18 protein-coding genes are annotated in these 18,605 nt (G+C 67.6%); 14 read left to right on the forward strand and 4 right to left on the reverse strand.

Going from position 1 to position 18,605, the window contains the following annotated elements; translation table 11 throughout:
- Both C0461_RS08850 and panC read right to left on the reverse strand, forming a co-directional pair.
- On the reverse strand, nucleotides 1-997 hold a 997-nt coding region (locus C0461_RS08850), incomplete at its 3' end, for a serine hydrolase (protein ID WP_292105888.1).
- 87 nt (nucleotides 998-1,084) lie between these two features.
- Nucleotides 1,085-1,948 carry a pantoate--beta-alanine ligase gene (gene panC / locus C0461_RS08855; RefSeq protein ID WP_292105889.1) on the reverse strand — a complete coding sequence of 288 codons (864 nt, stop codon included), beginning with the start codon at nucleotides 1,946-1,948 and terminating at the stop codon, nucleotides 1,085-1,087.
- Nucleotides 1,949-2,023: 75 nt separating this feature from the next.
- Between panC and C0461_RS08860 the strand changes: the two genes are divergently transcribed.
- The 3 genes from C0461_RS08860 (at nucleotide 2,024) to C0461_RS08870 (ending at nucleotide 4,040) form a co-directional block, all read left to right on the forward strand.
- Nucleotides 2,024-2,659, forward strand: a complete 636-nt coding sequence (locus tag C0461_RS08860) for an SPOR domain-containing protein (RefSeq protein ID WP_292105890.1) — start codon at nucleotides 2,024-2,026, stop codon at nucleotides 2,657-2,659.
- Nucleotides 2,660-2,768: 109 nt separating this feature from the next.
- Nucleotides 2,769-3,605: a division plane positioning ATPase MipZ gene (locus tag C0461_RS08865; RefSeq protein WP_292105892.1), complete on the forward strand. Its 837-nt coding sequence runs from the start codon at nucleotides 2,769-2,771 to the stop codon at nucleotides 3,603-3,605.
- Nucleotides 3,606-3,617: 12 nt separating this feature from the next.
- Nucleotides 3,618-4,040, forward strand: coding sequence for a molecular chaperone DnaJ (locus C0461_RS08870; protein WP_292105894.1), 423 nt, complete (start codon nucleotides 3,618-3,620; stop codon nucleotides 4,038-4,040).
- Here C0461_RS08870 and C0461_RS08875 read toward each other — a convergent pair whose 3' ends face one another.
- Nucleotides 4,041-5,303, reverse strand: coding sequence for a serine hydrolase (locus tag C0461_RS08875; protein ID WP_292105896.1), 1,263 nt, complete (start codon nucleotides 5,301-5,303; stop codon nucleotides 4,041-4,043).
- Between the two features lie 402 nt (nucleotides 5,304-5,705).
- On the opposite strand from C0461_RS08875, the gene phaP reads away from it, so the two are divergent.
- The 10 genes from phaP (at nucleotide 5,706) to C0461_RS08925 (ending at nucleotide 13,846) form a co-directional block, all read left to right on the forward strand.
- Nucleotides 5,706-6,164, forward strand: a complete 459-nt coding sequence (gene phaP / locus C0461_RS08880; protein ID WP_292105898.1) for a TIGR01841 family phasin — start codon at nucleotides 5,706-5,708, stop codon at nucleotides 6,162-6,164.
- A gap of 201 nt (nucleotides 6,165-6,365) precedes the next feature.
- Entirely contained in the window at nucleotides 6,366-6,704 is a 339-nt protein-coding gene (gene clpS, locus C0461_RS08885; RefSeq protein WP_292105900.1) for an ATP-dependent Clp protease adapter ClpS, read from the forward strand.
- A gap of 12 nt (nucleotides 6,705-6,716) precedes the next feature.
- Nucleotides 6,717-9,035 carry an ATP-dependent Clp protease ATP-binding subunit ClpA gene (gene clpA / locus C0461_RS08890; RefSeq protein ID WP_292105902.1) on the forward strand — a complete coding sequence of 773 codons (2,319 nt, stop codon included), beginning with the start codon at nucleotides 6,717-6,719 and terminating at the stop codon, nucleotides 9,033-9,035.
- A 60-nt stretch (nucleotides 9,036-9,095) separates the two neighbouring features.
- A complete protein-coding gene (locus C0461_RS08895) occupies nucleotides 9,096-9,815 on the forward strand; it encodes an energy transducer TonB (RefSeq protein ID WP_292105904.1) in 720 nt (239 codons plus the stop codon).
- Nucleotides 9,816-9,950: 135 nt separating this feature from the next.
- Nucleotides 9,951-10,319, forward strand: coding sequence for a 30S ribosomal protein S13 (rpsM, locus tag C0461_RS08900; RefSeq protein WP_196838680.1), 369 nt, complete (start codon nucleotides 9,951-9,953; stop codon nucleotides 10,317-10,319).
- A gap of 9 nt (nucleotides 10,320-10,328) precedes the next feature.
- Nucleotides 10,329-10,718 carry a 30S ribosomal protein S11 gene (rpsK, locus tag C0461_RS08905; RefSeq protein WP_122468702.1) on the forward strand — a complete coding sequence of 130 codons (390 nt, stop codon included), beginning with the start codon at nucleotides 10,329-10,331 and terminating at the stop codon, nucleotides 10,716-10,718.
- Nucleotides 10,719-10,803: 85 nt separating this feature from the next.
- Entirely contained in the window at nucleotides 10,804-11,823 is a 1,020-nt protein-coding gene (locus C0461_RS08910) for a DNA-directed RNA polymerase subunit alpha (protein WP_292105909.1), read from the forward strand.
- Nucleotides 11,824-11,878: 55 nt separating this feature from the next.
- On the forward strand, nucleotides 11,879-12,298 hold the full coding sequence (gene rplQ, locus C0461_RS08915; protein WP_292105912.1) for a 50S ribosomal protein L17: 420 nt from the start codon (nucleotides 11,879-11,881) through the stop codon (nucleotides 12,296-12,298).
- Nucleotides 12,299-12,371: 73 nt separating this feature from the next.
- Complete coding sequence (locus tag C0461_RS08920) at nucleotides 12,372-12,734, forward strand: DUF4180 domain-containing protein (RefSeq protein ID WP_292105914.1); 363 nt, start codon at nucleotides 12,372-12,374, stop codon at nucleotides 12,732-12,734.
- Nucleotides 12,735-12,931: 197 nt separating this feature from the next.
- Entirely contained in the window at nucleotides 12,932-13,846 is a 915-nt protein-coding gene (locus C0461_RS08925; protein ID WP_292105916.1) for a LysR substrate-binding domain-containing protein, read from the forward strand.
- Here C0461_RS08925 and C0461_RS08930 read toward each other — a convergent pair.
- Nucleotides 13,830-14,348: an FKBP-type peptidyl-prolyl cis-trans isomerase gene (locus C0461_RS08930; protein WP_292105919.1), complete on the reverse strand. Its 519-nt coding sequence runs from the start codon at nucleotides 14,346-14,348 to the stop codon at nucleotides 13,830-13,832. The genes C0461_RS08925 and C0461_RS08930 overlap by 17 nt on opposite strands.
- A 315-nt stretch (nucleotides 14,349-14,663) precedes the next feature.
- Here C0461_RS08930 and rpoB point away from each other — a divergent pair.
- A partial coding sequence (gene rpoB / locus C0461_RS08935; protein WP_292105922.1) for a DNA-directed RNA polymerase subunit beta occupies nucleotides 14,664-18,605 on the forward strand: 3,942 nt, incomplete at its 3' end.

Here is an 18,605-nt window from a genome sequence, read left to right on the forward strand (position 1 = left end):
CCGAGATCATCACCACCGTCAGGTCCAGGCTTGGCACGATGAACAGCATCTGCCCGCCATAGCCCCAGGCGAAATGGACGTTGTGGCCGCCCGACCGCCGCACGAACCAGCCATAGCCGTAGCCGTTGCCGCTCCACGGCGACACGCCCCGGCTGCGCCAGCTCTCCTCAACCCAGCCTTGGGGCAGGATGCGGCGCCCGTCGATCTCCCCGTCCAGCCGGTACAGCTCCCCGAACCGCAACAGATCGCGTGGCGACATCAGCATGTCGTTGCCGCCGAAATAGACGCCTTGCGGATCCTGCGGCCACGGTGGGATGCGGATGCCCAGCGGCTCGCCCAGCCAGTCCACCGCCAGGGCGTGGGTGTTGCGCCCCGACGCCCGGGTCAGTACCGCCGACATCAGGTGCGAGGTACCGGTGGAATAGATCATGCGCCCGCCCGGCTCATCCTCGAACGGCCGCGCCAGCGCATGCCGCACCCAGTTGGGGCTGGTCACCCAGCGCCCGTACTGGTCGCCAGAGGTGCGGCCCAGCCCCGCCCGCATGGACAGCAGGTGCCCTACGGTCAGGTCCGACAGGCGCGGGTCCGGGGCGGCCGGCAGGTCCGCCGCCAGCACCGGCGCCACCGGCTGGTCCACGCCCTCCAGCACGCCCTGGCCGATGGCGATCCCGGTCAGGGCCGACAGCACGCTCTTGGATGCGGACTTGATATTCACCGGCGTGTCCAGCCCCGGCCCGCGCAGCCGCTCCTCCACCAGCACCTCGCCGTGGCGGGCGATGATCACGGCGTGCAGCCGGTCCAGCCCCCGCGCCTCGACCAGCGCCCGCTCCACCATGGCAGCGTCCAGCCCGCGCGTCGCGACAGTGGTGCTGGCGTCTTGCTGCCCCTCGGCAGGAGCGGGCGAGCAGGCCAGCAGTGCGCCCGCGACGACCACGGCCACGCAGCGCCTCAGGGCGCCTGGCGCGGGTGATGGGGTCGGGGTTGTGCTGGTCGCCATCGGGTCATCCTGACAAGGGCGCGCCTGCGCCCCCGTGGACAACACCTTAGGGATGCAGGCGTTCACAGACAGGCGACGATGTGACGCTCAGGCCGTCACCGCCATGTTGTCGATCAGCCGGGTCTTGCCCAGCCACGCCGCCGCCAGAATGCGGGCGGAGGCGTCCACGGCGCCGCTGAACGGCGCCAAGGTCTCCGAATAGCGGATGGCCACATAGTCCACCTTTGCGAAGCCGGACTCGATCAGCGCGCCGGCCGCCGCCATCTCCACCGTCTCCACCGGTTCACCCGCCGCCGCCCGGTCCGCCGCCTCACGCAGGATCACGTTCAGCCGCCGCGCCACCGTCAGCTCCTCGGCCGACAGGTACGCATTGCGCGAGGACAGGGCCAGGCCGTGCGTGTCCCGCACCGTGGGTGCGCCGACGATCTCGGTGGGGATGTCCAGATCGCGCGCCATGCGCCGGACCACCATCAGCTGCTGATAATCCTTCTCCCCGAACACGGCCACGTCCGCCTGAACCTGGTTCAGCAACTTGGCCACCACCACGGCGACGCCGCTAAAGAAGTGGGGGCGGAAGTCGGTCTCAAGGCCTTCACTGGGCCCGCCCACCTGCACCGAGGTGGCGAAGCCGTTCGGGTACATTTCCGCCGCGTCCGGAGCGAACAGGATCGAACAGCCGGCGCCCGCCAGCAGTTCGGCGTCGCGCGCCTCCTGCCGGGGATAGGTCCCCAGATCCTCGTGGGCGGCGAACTGGGTGGGATTGACGAACACGCTACCCACCACCGCGTCGCTGCGCCGCCGTGCCTCCGCCGCCAGCGCCAGGTGTCCCTCGTGCAGGGCGCCCATGGTGGGAACGAACCCGATGCGCTTTCCCGCGTTACGCAAGGCGGCGACCTGTTCGCGCAGGTCGGCCACGGTGCGTGTCAGTATGAGTTCGGGGACGGCAGTCATGGTTTACGCGTTAACCTCTCCGATTAAGCGTGTCTTTCAACGGCGTCTTGATGGCCGTCCGCTAGGGTCGCGCTTATGACGCCGACCGACCTGTTCCGTAAAGGGCTGATCAGCGCAGCGATGCTCTCGCTGAGCGCCTGCGGCGTGGTCGAAAGCGATCCCAACCGCTTCGAGAATCTGGCCGGGCGCGTGGCCGACATCCGTCTGTCCACGAACGCGTCCCATGACGCGCCGGTCGCCGCCCCCAAGGGGCAGGACGCCGGCCTGCGTCAGGCCCTGCGGGTGGAGGTTCTGGACCCCCACGCCCTGTGGGACGCCCGTGACGGCGGCCTGCGCGGCGTCATCGAGGCTGCCGCCCCCGCCGTGGCCGAAGCCGCTGCGCCCGCCATCGTCCAGGCGGCCAGCGATCAGGTCAGCCGCTCTGTCTCCGAACACCTGCGCCCCGCCGTTTCCACTCCGGTTCGTCCGGCTGCGGTGATCCAGCTGGGCGCTTTCTCCAGCGAAGCCTCGGCTCGCGAGGCGTGGACGCGGTTCAGCACCGGCGCCGCCCGCGCCGCCCTCGACGGCCTGTCGCCCCGCTTCGAACCGGTGACGGTGGACGGCCGCCGGCTTGTGCGTCTCAAGGTCGGGGCGCCCGCCGCTACCGCCGCCGAAATCTGCCGCGCGGCCCAGGTCAACGATCCCTGGTGCGCCGCCGCCGGCCGCGCCTGAGCGCTCCACAGGCGCGACGCCGGGTTTCGTTGACCTTCGGCGTTCGAGCCCTGACTCTCCACTTATTCCGCCGCGCATGGATTCGCGGCTCATGGGGCTGTGAGCGAACATGTCTGAGGCGAAGGTCATCGTCGTCGGCAACGAAAAGGGCGGGGCGGGCAAGTCCACCCTGGCCATCCATATCGTCGCCGCCCTGCTGGAGGGCGGGCGCCGCGTTGCGGTCATTGATCTGGACCTGAGGCAGAAGTCGCTGGCCCGGTTCTTCGCCAGCCGTCGTGCCTGGCTGGCCGCCAACAACCAGACGCTGCCCGAGCCCCTCATGGCCGATATGGGCGACGGGGCCGCCCTGGCCCGCGCGGGTCAGGACGAACAGATGGCCCGCTTCGACGAGGCCTTCCAGGCGGCGCAGTCGGCCGAGTACATCGTCATGGACACCCCGGGCGGCGACACTGTGCTGTCCCGCGCCGCCCATGGCCGGGCCGACCTGATCGTCACCCCCATGAACGACAGCTTCGTGGACTTCGACCTGCTGGGTCATGTGGACCCGGTGACCCTCGATCTGCTGAAGCCCTCCATCTATTCCGAGACCGTGTGGGAGGCGCGCAAGCAGCGCGCCATCGCCAATGCGGCAAGGGGCCAGACCGGAACCATCGATTGGGTGGTGGTGACCAACCGCCTGGCCGTGTTCGAGGCGCGCAACCGCCGACGGCTCGAGGAACGTATGGCCAAGCTGGCCAAGCGGGTCGGCTTCCGCATCGGACCGGGCCTGCGCGACCGGGTCATCTACCGCGAGCTGTTTCCCTTCGGCCTCACCGTCGCCGACCTGTCCGAACAGATTCAGCCGGTGGAGATGGCCCTGGCCCACGTCTCGGCCCGTCAGGAACTGCGCAGCCTGATGCTGGCGCTGGGTCTGGCCGAGGGCGCCCGCCTCGATGACGCGGCCTGATCCGATGACCTCATGGGCCTGATCTGGCTGATCGTCGGCGGCGTCGCCCTGTGGGCCCTGGTCCGTCTGGGCCGCCAGACCGAGCGGCCGGGCAGGGGACAGTGGCGCGTCTCCGCCACCCTCGTCGCGGCGGCGTTTCTCGGCGGCGGAGCTCTGGCTCTGGCCCGGGGCGCGTGGCTGATCGGCGGGGCCCTGATCGCGGCGGGCCTCTATCTGGCCTTCGCCTCGCGCATCCGCGCCGCGGTCCGATCGGTCGAGTCCGGCATGAGCGTCCGGGAGGCCCGCGACACCCTGGGCGTCGGGGCGGACGCCACCGTTGAACAGATCAACGCCGCCTGGAAGCGCCTGATGGCCCGGGCCCACCCCGATCAGGGGGGCACCCAGGGCTTGGCCTCACGCCTGAACGCGGCCCGGGATCGGCTGTTGAAAGGCTGATCAGTCCGGGCGGACCACCATGCAGGTGACGCGGCGCTCGGCCAGGGCGGCGCACGCGGCGCGGGCGCTGTCCTCGGTCAGGCCGGTGAAGCGGCTGCGGTACCATTCGCCGGCGGTCTGCACCGCGCGTTCGGCCCCGGTGAACTGGGTCCGGAAGCGGCGATTGACCTCGGTCAGCCAGTTGTCGGCCACGGTGCGGTCGCGGAAGGCGCCCACCTGCACGGCCCAGGTCCCGGACTGGCGCGCGGGCTCGGCCTCCCGCGCGGGGCGCAGGGCGGCCTGTTGCGAGGGCGCGCCGTTCAGGGCTGCGGTGAAACTGGGGCTGGCCGTCACCCCGGCGGTGTTCGCCGGAGCCGAGGTGAAGGCGACCGCCGTGGTCGATTCCGGCTGGCTGTCGCTGCCGAAGGTCTCGACCGAGGCGTACTGGACCGGTCCGGACGCCGCACTCCCGACGCCGTAGCCCCGGGATTCAAAGAAGGCCTGGGCCACCTGGATGGATTCGCCCGCCGCGCGGCGGCGCTCCACCTCGAAGCCGGTGTTCATCAGCTCGGCCACATGGTCGTTACGGGAGCGGCTGGAGCGTCCGCCCAGCACCACGGTGATGATGCGCCGCCCATCCCGCACCGCCGACGCCGCCAGATTGTAGCCCGAGGCGTTGGTGAAGCCCGTCTTGATGCCGTCGTACCCGTTCCCCGAGTGCAGCAACCCGTTGGTGTTCCCGTACTGCCGCCCGTTGTAGACCCAGTGGTGCTGCCCGAAATAGTGGTAGTACTGCGGATAGTCGCGCATCACCGCGCGGCTGAGGATGGCCAGGTCGCGGGCGGACGAGATCTGACGGCTGTCGGGAAGGCCGTGAGGGTTCACGAAACGGGTTTGCGTCATGCCCAGTTCCTGGGCGCGCAGAGTCGACATGGCGGCGAAGCGGGCTTCGGACCCGCCCACATGCTCGGCGATCGCTACAGCGATGTCATTGGCCGAACGCACCGCCAGAGAGCGGATGGCGTCGTCCACGGAAATGCGCTGACCCGCCGCCAGGCCCAGCTTTGAGGGCGGCTGCGAGGCGGCGCGGGGCGACACGGTGATCATGTCATCCGGCTTGATCCGGCCATCGGCCAGGGCCTCGAACGTCATGTACAGGGTCATGACCTTGGTGATGGAGGCGGGATAGCGCGGATTGTCGGCGCGCCGCGCGAACAGCACTTCGCCGGATTCCGCGTCCACCACGATCGCGGCGTAGCGGGTGTTTTCACCTGACTGGGCCACCAGGGGCTCTGCGCCGGGCGTAGGCGTCAAGCCAGCCGCGACCAGAACGAACGCGAACAGAAACGCCTGTACAAGGCCGACATGGCGTCGGCCGGCTTGTCGTGTGAATGCCGTCATTGACCCGATAGCCTCTTTACTCACGCGCGACCCGCCGCCCCCGATATCGCCACGCACCAAACCGCTATCATGCTTCATCGGGGTTTCGGCGTGGTAAACAACCGACAAACGCAATTTTGAACGCCGCTGGGGAAAACCGTCAAGAAAGTTTCATTGTGCGCTGCACAAAACACCCTTGACCTCTTCTCGCACGTGCGTCATAAGCCGCTCGTCGCCTGGGACTCTCCCCACGCGAGAAAAATCATGGCGCGGGATTTACCGCGCAGACCGTTCAGGAGCACGACCATGGCTGACACCGCCGAGACCGTGAAGAAGACCATCGATCAGGCCAGCGCCAAGGCCGAGAAGACCCAGGCCGCCGGCGCCAAGGTTTTCCGTGACAGCGTCGAAAAGAGCGTCGCGGGCATGAGCGAACTCAACGCCCAAGGCAAGAAGAACCTCGAAGCCATGGTCGAAAGCGCCACCGCCGCCCAGAAGGGCGCCGAAGCCATCAGTCAGCAGACCCTGGCCTATTCGAAGAAGTCCTGGGAAGACGGCGTCGCCGCCGCCCAATCCCTGGCCCAGGCCCGTTCGGTTCAGGAACTGGTTGAACTGCAGACCGCCTTCGCCAAGACCTCGGTCGAAGCTTGGCTGGGCGCTTTCAACAAGACCACCGAGCTGTACACCGCTTCGGTCAAGGACGCCTTCAAGCCCATCAACGAGCGCGTCACCGCGACCGTCGAGACCTTCCAGGCCGCGCGCTAAACCGCACGCCTGCTGAAATCGGAAGGGGTCCGGAGTGCTGCTTCGGGCCCTTTTTCGTGCGTGGAGGCCGCTCAAGTCCGGGGATCGCGCGCAAGCGTGATCAAGCGGCCCTTTTAAAACCCCCGACTTTCCATATCTAATCCATGGTGAGCAGGACCGAGTCCCTGCTCCGGGATTGAAGCGTAGAGACAGCGGAACAGCATGCCGTCGAGGAAAACGGATCAGGGACAGACAGGCGGGGGCGGCTTCGGCACAGCCGTCGTCACCGAAACCCGGCCCAGGCTGCAGAAGCCGTCGCTGTATCGCGTTCTGATCCTGAACGACGACTACACGCCGATGGAGTTCGTCATCTACGTGCTGGAGCGGTTCTTCGCCAAGTCGCGCGAGGACGCCACCCGCATCATGCTGCATGTGCATCAGCATGGCGTGGGCGTTTGCGGGGTGTTCACCTACGAGGTGGCCGAGACCAAGGTCGCCCAGGTGGTGGAGACCGCCCGCCGGCATCAGCACCCGCTGCAATGCACAATGGAAAAGGACTGAGAGGAACCCCTGTTGCCCTCATTTTCGCGCCACCTCGAAGAAACCCTGCACCGGGCGGTCGCCTACGCCAATGAGCGCCGGCACGAATACGCTACGCTGGAGCACCTTCTGCTGGCGCTCGTCGACGACCCCGAGGCGGGCGCTGTCATGCGCGCCTGCAACGTCGATCTGGTCAGCCTGAAGACCGCGCTCGCCCTCTATGTGGACACCGACCTGGCGGCCCTGGCCACCTCCATGGGCGAGGACGCCAAGCCCACCGCCGGCTTCCAGCGCGTGATCCAGCGCGCGGTCATCCATGTCCAGTCTTCGGGCCGAGAGGAAGTCACCGGCGCCAACGTCCTGGTGGCCATCTTCTCCGAGCGCGAGAGCCACGCCGCCTATTTCCTGCAGGAGCAGGACATGACCCGCTATGACGCGGTCAACTACATCGCCCATGGCATCGCCAAGAAGGCGGGCGCTTCCGAAGCCAAGCCGGGCAGGGGCGGCGCTTCGGCAGAGGAGGGCGAGGAGGCCGCGGTGGTCAAGCAGGGCGGCGAGGCCCTGGACGCCTACTGCGTGAACCTCAACGAGAAATCCAGGGAAGGGAAGATCGACCCGCTGATCGGCCGTCAGGCCGAGGTGGAGCGCTCGATCCAGATCCTGTGCCGCCGCACCAAGAACAATCCGCTGCTGGTGGGCGACCCCGGCGTGGGCAAGACCGCCATCGCCGAGGGTCTGGCGCGCAAGATCGTCAATCACGAGGTGCCCGACGTCCTCAAGAACGCCACCATCTTCTCGCTGGACATGGGCGCCCTTCTGGCCGGCACCCGCTATCGCGGTGACTTCGAGGAGCGCCTGAAGCAGGTGGTCAAGGAGCTGGAGAACCACCCGGACTCCATCCTGTTCATCGACGAGATCCACACGGTGATCGGCGCCGGCGCCACCTCGGGCGGGGCCATGGACGCCTCGAACCTGCTCAAGCCCGCCCTGGCCTCGGGCACCCTGCGCTGCATGGGCTCGACCACCTACAAGGAGTACCGCCAGCACTTCGAGAAGGACCGCGCCCTGGTGCGCCGGTTCCAGAAGATCGACGTGAACGAGCCGACGGTGGACGACACCATCAAGATCCTGAAGGGCCTCAAGAGCTACTACGAGACCTTCCACAAGCTGCGCTACACCGATGCGGCGATCCGCTCGGCGGTGGAGCTGTCGGCCCGCTACATGACGGACCGCAAGCTGCCGGACAAGGCCATCGACGTGATCGACGAGGCCGGCGCCAGCCAGATGCTGCTGGCGGAATCGAAGCGCAAGAAGACCATCGGCCAGAAGGAGATCGAGGCCGTCGTCTCCAAGATGGCGCGCATCCCGGCCAAGTCGGTGTCCAAGTCCGACACCGAGGCGCTGAAGAACCTGAATCAGGATCTGCAGCGCGCGGTGTTCGGTCAGGATCAGGCCATCGAGCAGCTGGCCACGGCCATGAAGCTGGCCCGCGCCGGTCTGCGCGATCCCAACAAGCCCATTGGCAGCTATCTGTTCAGCGGCCCCACCGGGGTCGGCAAGACCGAGGCGGCCAAGCAACTGGCGGGCACCCTGGGCATCGAGATGCTGCGCTTCGACATGTCTGAATACATGGAGCGCCACACGGTCAGTCGCCTGATCGGCGCGCCTCCGGGCTATGTCGGCCACGACCAGGGCGGTCTGCTCACCGACGCGGTGGACCAGCATCCCCACGCGGTGGTCCTGCTGGACGAGATCGAGAAGGCGCACCCCGACGTCTACAACATCCTGCTTCAGGTCATGGACCACGGCATGCTGACGGACGCGGTGGGCAAGAAGGTCGACTTCCGCAATGTGGTGCTCATCATGACCACCAATGCGGGCGCCGCCGACAACGCCCGCGCCGCTATCGGCTTCGGCCGTGGCAAGGTGGAGGGCGAGGACGACAAGGCCATCCAGCGCCTGTTCACGCCCGAGTTCAGGAACCGTCTGGACGCCATCGTGGCCTTCAAGCCGCTGGGTCAGGACGTCATCCGTCAGGTGGTGACCAAGTTCGTGCTGCAGCTGGAAGCCCAGCTGGCGGACCGCAACATCACCATCGAACTGACCGACGAGGCGACCGACTGGCTGGCCCAGAACGGCTTCGATGAGCTGTACGGCGCCCGGCCCCTGGCCCGCGTCATCCAGGACTCCATCAAGAAGCCCCTGGCCGACGACATCCTGTTCGGACGCCTGATGCGCGGCGGCCACGTGAAGGTGACGCTGAAGGACGGCAAGATCGCCTTCGACATCACCACCGCCGATACGGGCCCCGCCAAACGCAAGGCGGGCGAAAAGACCGAGGCGGTGGAATAGGGACGGCTGATCGAAGTCGAAGCTTGAGCGTTAGGCTCCGTGTGAGATGACGGAGGCGGCGTGACGGGCATCGACTGGCGGCTGGATCGGAAGCGGGCGCGCAAGCTGGGCGCGGTGCTGGGCGTCGGCCTGGCCCACGTCGCCCTGATGGTTGTGCTGAGCCGGTCACAACCCCTGCCGCCCGACCCGCCGCTCCCGCCCATCGAGGTCTTTCTGGTCCCGCCGCCGGAGCCCGAGCCGGAGGTTCCGCCTCTCGATCCGTCGCCCGAGGCCGGGGGCGGCGCGCCCGCCGCGCCGTCGGTGGTCCACACGCCGCCGAACCCGCCGCCCGAGCCGCCCGAGATCATCGCGCCGGTCGATCAGGCGCCCGAACCCGCGCTCAATGTGGGGATCGCCCCGACGGAAAGTGCTCAGCCGGGCATGGGCCAGGGCGGGCAGGGGACCGGCCGGGGAACAGGAACCGGGGCGGGCGACGGCCCCGGCTCGGGCAGCGGCCCGGCGCAGATCGTCCGCGGGCCCACCCTGGGCCAGATCCAGGCCGTCCATCCGCCAGACGCGCGCAGTGTCTACGGCCGGGTCAGCCTGTCCTGCGTCATCCGCCTGGATCAGTATCTGGACGAGTGCCGCGTGGTCAGCGAAACCCCGCCCGGCCGGGGCTTCGGTGAGGCGGGACTTGTAGTCTCCCGCTATTTCCGCTTTCGTCCTCCCACGCAGGGCGGTCGTCCCGTGGACGGCCAGCGCGTCGTCGTGGGCGTCGACTTCGGTCGGCCGCGTCGCTGATGGGCGCGCTACCCATTGACGCAATCTGAATCGCCTGTATAACGCCCGTCTTCCGCGAAAGACGCGCAGCGCGCTCCTGGTCTGTCGACCGGAGCGTTCTTCGCGTCTGCGACGCGTATTGGAGAGATCGACAACGTGGCCCGTATCGCAGGCGTCAACATTCCGACGAACAAGCGCGTTGAGATCGCGCTTCAGTACATTCATGGCATTGGCCCCAAGTCGGCCAGGGACATCACCGCCAAGGTCGGCATCGAACCCGCGCGTCGGGTGAACGAGCTGACCGACGCCGAGGTGCTCCAGATTCGTGAAGCGATCGACAGCGACTTCATGGTCGAGGGCGACCTGCGCCGTGAGACGTCCATGAACATCAAGCGCCTGATGGACCTGGCCTGCTACCGCGGCCTGCGTCACCGCAAGGGCCTGCCGGTCCGCGGTCAGCGCACCCACACCAACGCCCGCACCCGTAAGGGTCCCGCCAAGCCGATCGCTGGCAAGAAGAAGTAAGGCAGACACATGGCCAAGGAACCGGGTCGCGTAAAGAAGCGCGAGCGCAAGAACATCACCTCCGGCGTCGCCCACGTGAACGCCAGCTTCAACAACACCATGGTGACCATCACCGACGCGCAGGGGAACGCCATCTCCTGGTCGTCGGCCGGCCACATGGGCTTCAAGGGTTCGCGCAAGTCGACCCCGTACGCCGCCCAGATGGCCGCCGAGGACGCGGCCAAGAAGGCCGGCGAGCACGGCGTCAAGACCCTGGAAGTCAACGTCTCGGGCCCCGGCTCCGGCCGTGAATCGGCCCTGCGCGCCCTGCAGGCCGCGGGCATGACCATCACCACCATCCGCGACGTCACCCCGATGCCGCACAACGGATGCCGCCCGCCCAAGCGCCGCCGCGTCTAAGCCTGTCGCCGACCCCATTCCTACGCCGGTCCTGGCGTCCAGAACGCTGGACGCGGGCCCGGCGAAACCCGTTCGAGGGACATCGATGATCGAAAGAAACTGGCAAGAGCTGATCCGTCCCGAAAAGCCGCAGATTGACGCGGGCGGCGATCCGCAGCGCAAGGCGCGGCTGGTGGCGGAACCGCTCGAGCGCGGCTTCGGCGTGACGCTGGGCAACGCGCTTCGTCGCGTGCTGCTGTCGTCGCTGCAAGGCGCGGCCGTGACCGCCATCCAGATCGACGGCGTGGTGCACGAGTTCTCGTCGCTGGAAGGCGTTCGCGAGGATGTCGTGGACATCGTTCTGAACATCAAGCAGCTGGCCCTGCGCCTGCACGCCGAAGGCCCCAAGCGCATGACGCTCAAGGCCACCGGCCCCGGCGCCGTGACCGCCGCCCAGATCGAGGCCTCGGCCGACATCGAGGTGCTGAACCCCGACCACGTGCTCTGCACCCTGGACGACGGCGCCTCGGTCCGCATGGAGCTGACCGTCCAGAACGGCAAGGGCTACGTGGCCGCCGAGTTCAACCGTCCGGAAGACGCGCCCATCGGCCTGATCTCGGTGGATGCGCTGTATTCGCCGGTCAAGCGTGTGGCCTACCGGGTCGAACCGACCCGTCAGGGCCAGTCGCTGGACTACGACAAGCTGATCATGGAAGTGGAGACCAACGGCGCGGTGTCGCCGGTGGACGCCGTGGCCTACGCTGCCCGCATCCTTCAGGACCAGCTGCAGATCTTCATCACCTTCGACGAGCCCAAGGCGGCGGTCGAGGCGTCGGACGGCAAGCCCGATCTGCCGTTCAACCCGGCCCTGCTGAAGAAGGTGGACGAGCTGGAGCTGTCGGTCCGTTCGGCCAACTGCCTGAAGAACGACAACATCGTCTACATCGGCGACCTGATCCAGAAGACCGAGGGCGAAATGCTTCGCACCCCGAACTTCGGCCGCAAGTCGCTGAATGAAATCAAGGAAGTCCTCGCTTCGATGAGCCTGTCGCTCGGCATGGATGTGCCGAACTGGCCGCCGGAGAACATCGAGGAACTCGCCAAGAAGTTCGAAGACCAGATCTAGGTTGCTAAAGGGCCGGGGCGGCGTTGACGCCCGGTCTGACTGAGGAGAGACCCCAATGCGCCACGGCGCCGCTCATCGTAAGCTCGGCCGCACGGCCAGCCACCGCCAGGCCATGCTGGCCAACATGGCTGCGTCGCTGATCAAGCACGAGCAGATCACGACGACCTTGCCCAAGGCCAAGGAGCTTCGTCCCTACGTGGAGAAGCTGGTCACCCTGGCCAAGAAGGGTGATCTGGCCGCGCGTCGTCAGGCCATCAGCCAGGTCCGCGACGTGACCCAGGTCGGCAAGCTGTTCGACACCATCGGCGGTCGTTACGCCGAGCGTCAGGGCGGCTACATCCGCATCATGAAGGCCGGCTTCCGCCACGGCGACAACGCCGCCATGGCCGTCATCGAGTTCGTCGACCGCGACGTGGACGCCAAGGGTCTGGATTCCGGCCCGGTCTACTCGGCCGCCGACGACTCCGAGGACTGATCGGTCTCTTCTGATCTGGTTTGAATTCAGGGCGGCGGGCTTCAGGTCCGCCGCCCTTTTTTCTGGGGCATGCATGGACGTTCAACTGCAAATCCTGGGCGATGTGCGTCTGGCTATCTGCCCGCCCGAGGGGCCCCTTCTGGCGAGCGCCCCCGACGTCAACAGGTTTATCGAGGCCGCGTGGGGACTGGAGGCCGACTGGCTGGCGCTGCCGGTGTCGCGTCTGGGCCCGGACTTTCTGACCTTGCGGACCGGCCTTCTGGGAGAAACCACCCAGAAATTCGTCACGCACCGCACGGGTCTGGCGGTCATCGGCGACATCAACGCCCCGCTCGCTGCGAGCGGGGCGCTGCGCGATTATGTGCGCGAGACAGAACGTGGCGGCGGCGTCCGTTTCGCTCCGGATTTGGCGCGTCTGATCGCTGCGCTCAGCTGAGAGTCAGCCCCAACCCGCAGCCACCGCGCAAATAACGACCACCCAGACGGCCGCGACGGCGAGGATGTATCCGGGCGTGATCCGGCGGGGCGGGGGCAGGGGCGGTCTGTCTTTGCGGTTCATCGGTCAGGATGAAGCGTCGATTGCCCCCGGCGGCCAATCGATTTAAGCGGAGCCTTCTTGTGAGGTTTCGTCACATGCGCCGCCCGCTTCCACCGCTCAACGCCTTGCGCGCCTTCGAGGCCTTCGCCCGTCACGGCTCGATGACGACCGCCGCCGACGAACTGTGCGTCACCCACGGCGCCGTCAGCCGGCAGGTGAAGCAGCTTCAGGATCAGCTGGGCGTGGTGCTGGTGGAGGGCCCCCGCAACCGCCTCCAGCTCACGCCCGCGGGCCGTGTCCTGGCCGAGGGCCTGAAGGCCCCGTTCGACGGCATCGCCCAGGCAGTGGCCGCCGCGCGGTCAGGGCAAGGGGTCCGCCGTGAGATCGAGATCGCCTGCCTGGGCACCTTCACCATGAAATGGCTGATCCCGCGCCTGTCGCGCTTCGTGGAGCAGCATCCCGATCTGAAGGTGCGGGTCTCGGAATCCTATGGCCCGGTGGATTTCCGCCACCACGTCTGCGACGGCGCCATCCGCATCGTCGACCACGATGACCCGGCGTTCGAGGCCAGAACCGCCTTTCTGCCCAACAACCACGGCCCGGTGGTCGCGGCGGGCCTGGCCGGGGCGGACCTGACCCTCGCCGCCCTGTTCCGTATGCCGCGCCTCTACGCCACCACCTACCGCGAGGGATGGCGCACATGGACGGCGGCCAACGGCCTGGACCTGCCGCCGCCCACAGCCGAGCGCGAATTCGGCCACAACCATTCCCTGATCGAGGCCGCCGCCGCCGGGCTGGGCGCCGCGGTCATCCCCTGGAGCTTCGTGGCGCCGGACATCGAGTCCGGCCGCCTGGCCGCGCCGTTCGGCTTCATTTCGCGGCCGGCGTCCTACGTCTTCCTGCGTCCCCCGCACCGGGCCGACCCGGCCATGGACGCCTTTCAGGACTGGCTGATCGCCGAGGGCGCCGCGACGCGCTCGCCGCCGCCTGCCCCTATCGCGCCGGCGTGACGTCCAGCAGTTCGACCTTGAACAGCAGGGCCGAGTTCGGCGGGATCTCGCCGCCGCCGGCGCCGCGGCCGCCATAGGCCAGGTCGGCGGGAATGACGAAATGGAACGTCTCGCCCGCGCGCATCAGCTGCAGACCCTCGGTCCAGCCGGAAATGACGCGATTGAGCGGGAATTCGATCGGCTCGCCCCGCTCGTAGGAGCTGTCGAAGACTCGCCCGTCGATGAAGGTCCCCTCATAGTGGACCCGCACGGTGTCGGTCGGCCCCGGCATGGCGCCGTCGGGGCTGGCGCGCCCTTCGCGCCGATACTGCAGCCCGCTGTCCGTCGTGCTCCAGCCACGCCGGGCCCCGCTCCACGCCAGATAGGCCGCCTGACCCGCCTCCCAGCGCTCCTGCGACGGCGGGCCGGGATCGACAGGCACCGGCTGTGGCGCCGTGGCGCAGGCGGTCAGGAGAAGGGCGGCAAGGGCGGGGGCGGCGAGGGAGGTCAGGATGCGTTTCATGCGGCGACGCTAGCCGATTCCGGCATCCGCGGATATCTGTCCCCAAGGGCCTTTATTTCGTCCGAAAAGCGAGTATATGTGCCCGCTCCGCTGATTCCGAACAGAAGCTGCGCGAAAGCGCCGAGGCGTGGTCCGTCGCCCTCCGACCACTGCGAAGGCGTGCTCCTCCCCAAGGGAGCCACTGAAATTTCAGGCGTTCTGGTCCCGAGGGGCCGAGGGTGAGCGCCGAGAAACCGGGTCACGGGTCGCCGTAAAGGCGTCGCCGTGGCCGCTGCATTGTGACGCGGGTCCACGCCCGCGCGATTGGGAAAACGAATGGCAAAGTCCACCGCCGGCCTGACCATCAACGGCCAGATCGCCTCCGCCCAGACCTTCACCGGCAAGAAGCGCATCCGCAAGTCCTTCGGGCGCATCCCCGAGGCGGTGCAGATGCCGAACCTGATCGAGGTTCAGCGCGCGTCCTACGAGCAGTTCCTGCAGCGTGAGGTCCGTCCCGGCCAGCGCAAGGACGAGGGCATCGAGGCGGTCTTCAAGTCGGTCTTCCCGATCAAGGACTTCAACGAACGCGCCGTGCTGGAATACGTCTCCTACGAGTTCGAGGAGCCCAAGTACGACGTCGAGGAATGCATCCAGCGCGACATGACCTACGCCGCGCCGCTGAAGGTCAAGCTGCGCCTGATCGTGTTCGAGACCGACGAGGAGACCGGCGCGCGCTCGGTCAAGGACATCAAGGAGCAGGACGTCTACATGGGCGACATCCCGCTCATGACCGGCAAGGGCACCTTCGTCGTCAACGGCACCGAGCGGGTGATCGTCTCCCAGATGCACCGTTCGCCGGGCGTCTTCTTCGACCACGACAAGGGCAAGACGCACGCCTCGGGCAAGCTGCTGTTCGCCGCCCGCGTGATCCCCTACCGCGGCTCCTGGCTGGACTTCGAGTTCGACGCCAAGGACCTCGTCTATGTGCGCATCGACCGTCGCCGCAAGCTGCCCGCCACCACCTTCCTGATGGCCCTGGGCATGGACGGCGAGGAGATCCTGCGGACCTTCTACGAGACCGTCCCCTACGAGAAGCGCGGCGAAGGTTGGGTCACCCCCTACAAGCCCGAGCGCTGGCGCGGGGTTAAGCCCGAATTCGACCTGGTCGACGCCGACACCGGCGAAGTCGCCGCCCCGGCCGGAACCAAGGTCAGCGCCCGTCAGGCCAAGAAGCTGGCCGACGGCGGCCTGAAGGCCCTGCTGCTGGCGCCTGACGCCCTGCTGGGCCGCTACCTGGCCGCCGATGCGGTCAACATGGAAACCGGCGAGATCTACGTCGAGGCCGGCGACGAGCTGGACCAGGCGGCCATCGAGCTGCTGGAGGAGAACGGCTTCTCCACCATCGACGTGCTGGACATCGACCACGTCACGGTCGGCGCCTACATGCGCAACACCCTGCGGGTGGACAAGAACGACGCCCGCGAGGACGCCCTGTTCGACGTCTACCGCGTCATGCGTCCGGGCGAGCCGCCGACGCCGGAAGCGGCCGACGCCATGTTCAACAGCCTGTTCTTCGATTCCGAACGCTACGACCTGTCCTCGGTCGGCCGCGTGAAGATGAACATGCGTCTGGAGACCCCGGAGGTCGGCGACGACATCCGCGTCCTGCGCAAGGACGACGTGCTGAAGGTCCTGCAGATTCTGGTGGGTCTGAAGGACGGCCGCGGCGAGATCGACGACATCGACAACCTGGGCAACCGCCGGGTCCGTTCGGTGGGCGAGCTGCTGGAGAACCAGTACCGCGTCGGCCTGCTGCGCATGGAGCGCGCCATCAAGGAGCGCATGTCCTCGGTCGACATCGACACGGTCATGCCGCACGACCTGATCAACGCCAAGCCGGCCGCCGCGGCCGTGCGCGAGTTCTTCGGTTCGTCGCAGCTGTCCCAGTTCATGGACCAGACCAACCCGCTGTCCGAAATCACCCACAAGCGCCGCCTGTCGGCGCTTGGCCCGGGCGGTCTGACGCGCGAGCGCGCGGGCTTTGAAGTCCGTGACGTTCACCCGACCCACTACGGCCGCATCTGCCCGATCGAAACGCCGGAAGGCCCGAACATCGGCCTGATCAACTCGCTGGCTACCCACGCGCGGGTCAACAAGTACGGCTTCATCGAGAGCCCGTACCGCCGCATCAAGGACGGCAAGACCACCGAGGAGGTGGTCTACATCTCGGCGATGGAAGAGGCGAAATACACCATCGCCCAGGCCAACATCGAGCTGAAGGACGGCGAGATCGTCGAGGATCTGGTCCCCGGCCGGATCAACGGTGAATCCCAGCTTCTGCCCAAGGAAGCGGTCGACATGATGGACGTGTCGCCGAAGCAGGTCGTTTCGGTCGCCGCGGCCCTGATCCCGTTCCTGGAGAACGATGACGCCAACCGGGCCCTGATGGGCGCGAACATGCAGCGTCAGGCCGTGCCGCTGGTCCAGGCCGACGCCCCGCTCGTGGGCACCGGCATGGAAGACGTGGTGGCCCGCGATTCCGGCGCCGTGGTCGTGGCCCGCCGCGACGGCGTGGTCGAACAGATCGACGGCACCCGCATCGTGGTGCGCGCCACTTCGGATCTGGAAGCCGCCCGTTCGGGCGTGGACATCTACCGCCTGTCCAAGTTCCAGCGCTCCAACCAGTCCACCTGCATCAACCAGCGCCCGATCGTGCGCGTGGGCGATGAGGTGAAGGTGGGCGACGTCATCGCCGACGGTCCCTCCACCGATCTCGGCGAGCTGGCCCTGGGCCGCAACGCGCTCGTCGCGTTCATGCCGTGGAACGGCTACAACTTCGAGGACTCGATCCTGATCTCCGAGCGCATCGTGCGCGACGACGTCTTCACCTCCATCCACCTGGAGGAGTTCGAGGTCATGGCCCGCGACACCAAGCTCGGGCCCGAGGAAATCACCCGCGACATCCCCAACGTCGGTGAGGAAGCCCTGCGCAACCTCGACGAGGCCGGCATCGTCGCCATCGGCGCCGAGGTGCACGCCGGCGACATCCTGGTGGGCAAGGTCACACCCAAGGGCGAAAGCCCCATGACGCCGGAAGAGAAGCTGCTGCGCGCCATCTTCGGTGAAAAGGCGTCGGACGTGCGCGACACCTCCCTGCGTCTGCCGCCGGGCGCCAGCGGCATCATCATCGACGTCCGGGTCTTCAACCGCCACGGCGTGGACAAGGACGAGCGGGCCATGGCCATCGAGCGTTCGGAAATCGAACGCCTGGGCAAGGACCGCGACGACGAGCTCAAGATCCTCGAGCGCAACGTCTATTCGCGCCTCAGGGAGCTGGTGCTGGGCAAGACCGCCGTGTCCGGGCCCAAGGGCCTGGGCCGCGGCGAGATCACCGAGGCCAAGCTCGGCGAGTTGTCGCGCGGCCTGTGGTGGCAGATCGCCATGGACGACGAGAAGGCCCAGGGCGAGCTCGAGGCCATGAAGAAGTCGTTCGAGGACAGCCGCAAGGCGCTCGACCGTCGCTTCGAGGACAAGGTCGAGAAGCTGCAGCGCGGCGACGAACTGCCTCCGGGCGTCATGAAGATGGTCAAGGTCTTCGTGGCCGTGAAGCGCAAGCTGCAGCCCGGCGACAAGATGGCCGGCCGCCACGGCAACAAGGGGGTCATCTCCAAGATCCTGCCCATGGAGGACATGCCCTTCCTCGAGGACGGCACGCCGGTCGACGTCGTGCTGAATCCGCTGGGCGTGCCCTCGCGCATGAACATCGGCCAGATCTTTGAAACGCACCTGGGCTGGGCTTCGGCCGGTCTGGGCCGCCAGATCAAGGGTCTGCTTGAGGACTGGACCCAGAACGGCGGGCAGAAGAAGGCCCTGATCGAGCGCCTGACCGACATCTACGGCGCGGACACCCCCCTGCCGCAGGACGAGGACGAGCTGATCGAGCTGGCCCACAACCTGTCCAAGGGCGTTCCGTTCGCCACTCCGGTGTTCGACGGCGCGCACATCTCGGACATCGAGCGCCTGCTGGAAGAGGCCGGCCTGGACAAGTCCGGCCAGTCCTGGCTGTACGACGGCCAGACCGGCGAGCGGTTCAAGCGTCCGGTCACGGTCGGCTACATCTATATGCTGAAGCTGCACCACCTGGTGGACGACAAGATCCACGCCCGCTCCATCGGCCCCTACAGCCTGGTCACCCAGCAACCGCTGGGCGGCAAGGCCCAGTTCGGCGGCCAGCGTTTCGGCGAGATGGAGGTGTGGGCGCTGGAAGCGTACGGCGCC

Origin of the sequence: Brevundimonas sp. (assembly GCF_013823285.1) — a bacterium.
Lineage (GTDB): Bacteria > Pseudomonadota > Alphaproteobacteria > Caulobacterales > Caulobacteraceae > Brevundimonas.

What these genes read in the sequence shown, in the direction of transcription:
- C0461_RS08930 (WP_292105919.1), bottom strand. Translation starts at nt 14,348, where the DNA reads ATGAAACGCATCCTGACCTCCCTCGCCGCCCCCGCCCTTGCCGCCCTT.
- C0461_RS08910 (WP_292105909.1), top strand. Translation starts at nt 10,804, where the DNA reads ATGATCGAAAGAAACTGGCAAGAGCTGATCCGTCCCGAAAAGCCGCAG.
- C0461_RS08920 (WP_292105914.1), top strand. Translation starts at nt 12,372, where the DNA reads ATGGACGTTCAACTGCAAATCCTGGGCGATGTGCGTCTGGCTATCTGC.
- C0461_RS08870 (WP_292105894.1), top strand. Translation starts at nt 3,618, where the DNA reads ATGGGCCTGATCTGGCTGATCGTCGGCGGCGTCGCCCTGTGGGCCCTG.
- C0461_RS08860 (WP_292105890.1), top strand. Translation starts at nt 2,024, where the DNA reads ATGACGCCGACCGACCTGTTCCGTAAAGGGCTGATCAGCGCAGCGATG.
- rpsK (WP_122468702.1), top strand. Translation starts at nt 10,329, where the DNA reads ATGGCCAAGGAACCGGGTCGCGTAAAGAAGCGCGAGCGCAAGAACATC.
- panC (WP_292105889.1), bottom strand. Translation starts at nt 1,948, where the DNA reads ATGACTGCCGTCCCCGAACTCATACTGACACGCACCGTGGCCGACCTG.
- C0461_RS08865 (WP_292105892.1), top strand. Translation starts at nt 2,769, where the DNA reads ATGTCTGAGGCGAAGGTCATCGTCGTCGGCAACGAAAAGGGCGGGGCG.
- phaP (WP_292105898.1), top strand. Translation starts at nt 5,706, where the DNA reads ATGGCTGACACCGCCGAGACCGTGAAGAAGACCATCGATCAGGCCAGC.
- clpS (WP_292105900.1), top strand. Translation starts at nt 6,366, where the DNA reads ATGCCGTCGAGGAAAACGGATCAGGGACAGACAGGCGGGGGCGGCTTC.
- C0461_RS08925 (WP_292105916.1), top strand. Translation starts at nt 12,932, where the DNA reads ATGCGCCGCCCGCTTCCACCGCTCAACGCCTTGCGCGCCTTCGAGGCC.
- rplQ (WP_292105912.1), top strand. Translation starts at nt 11,879, where the DNA reads ATGCGCCACGGCGCCGCTCATCGTAAGCTCGGCCGCACGGCCAGCCAC.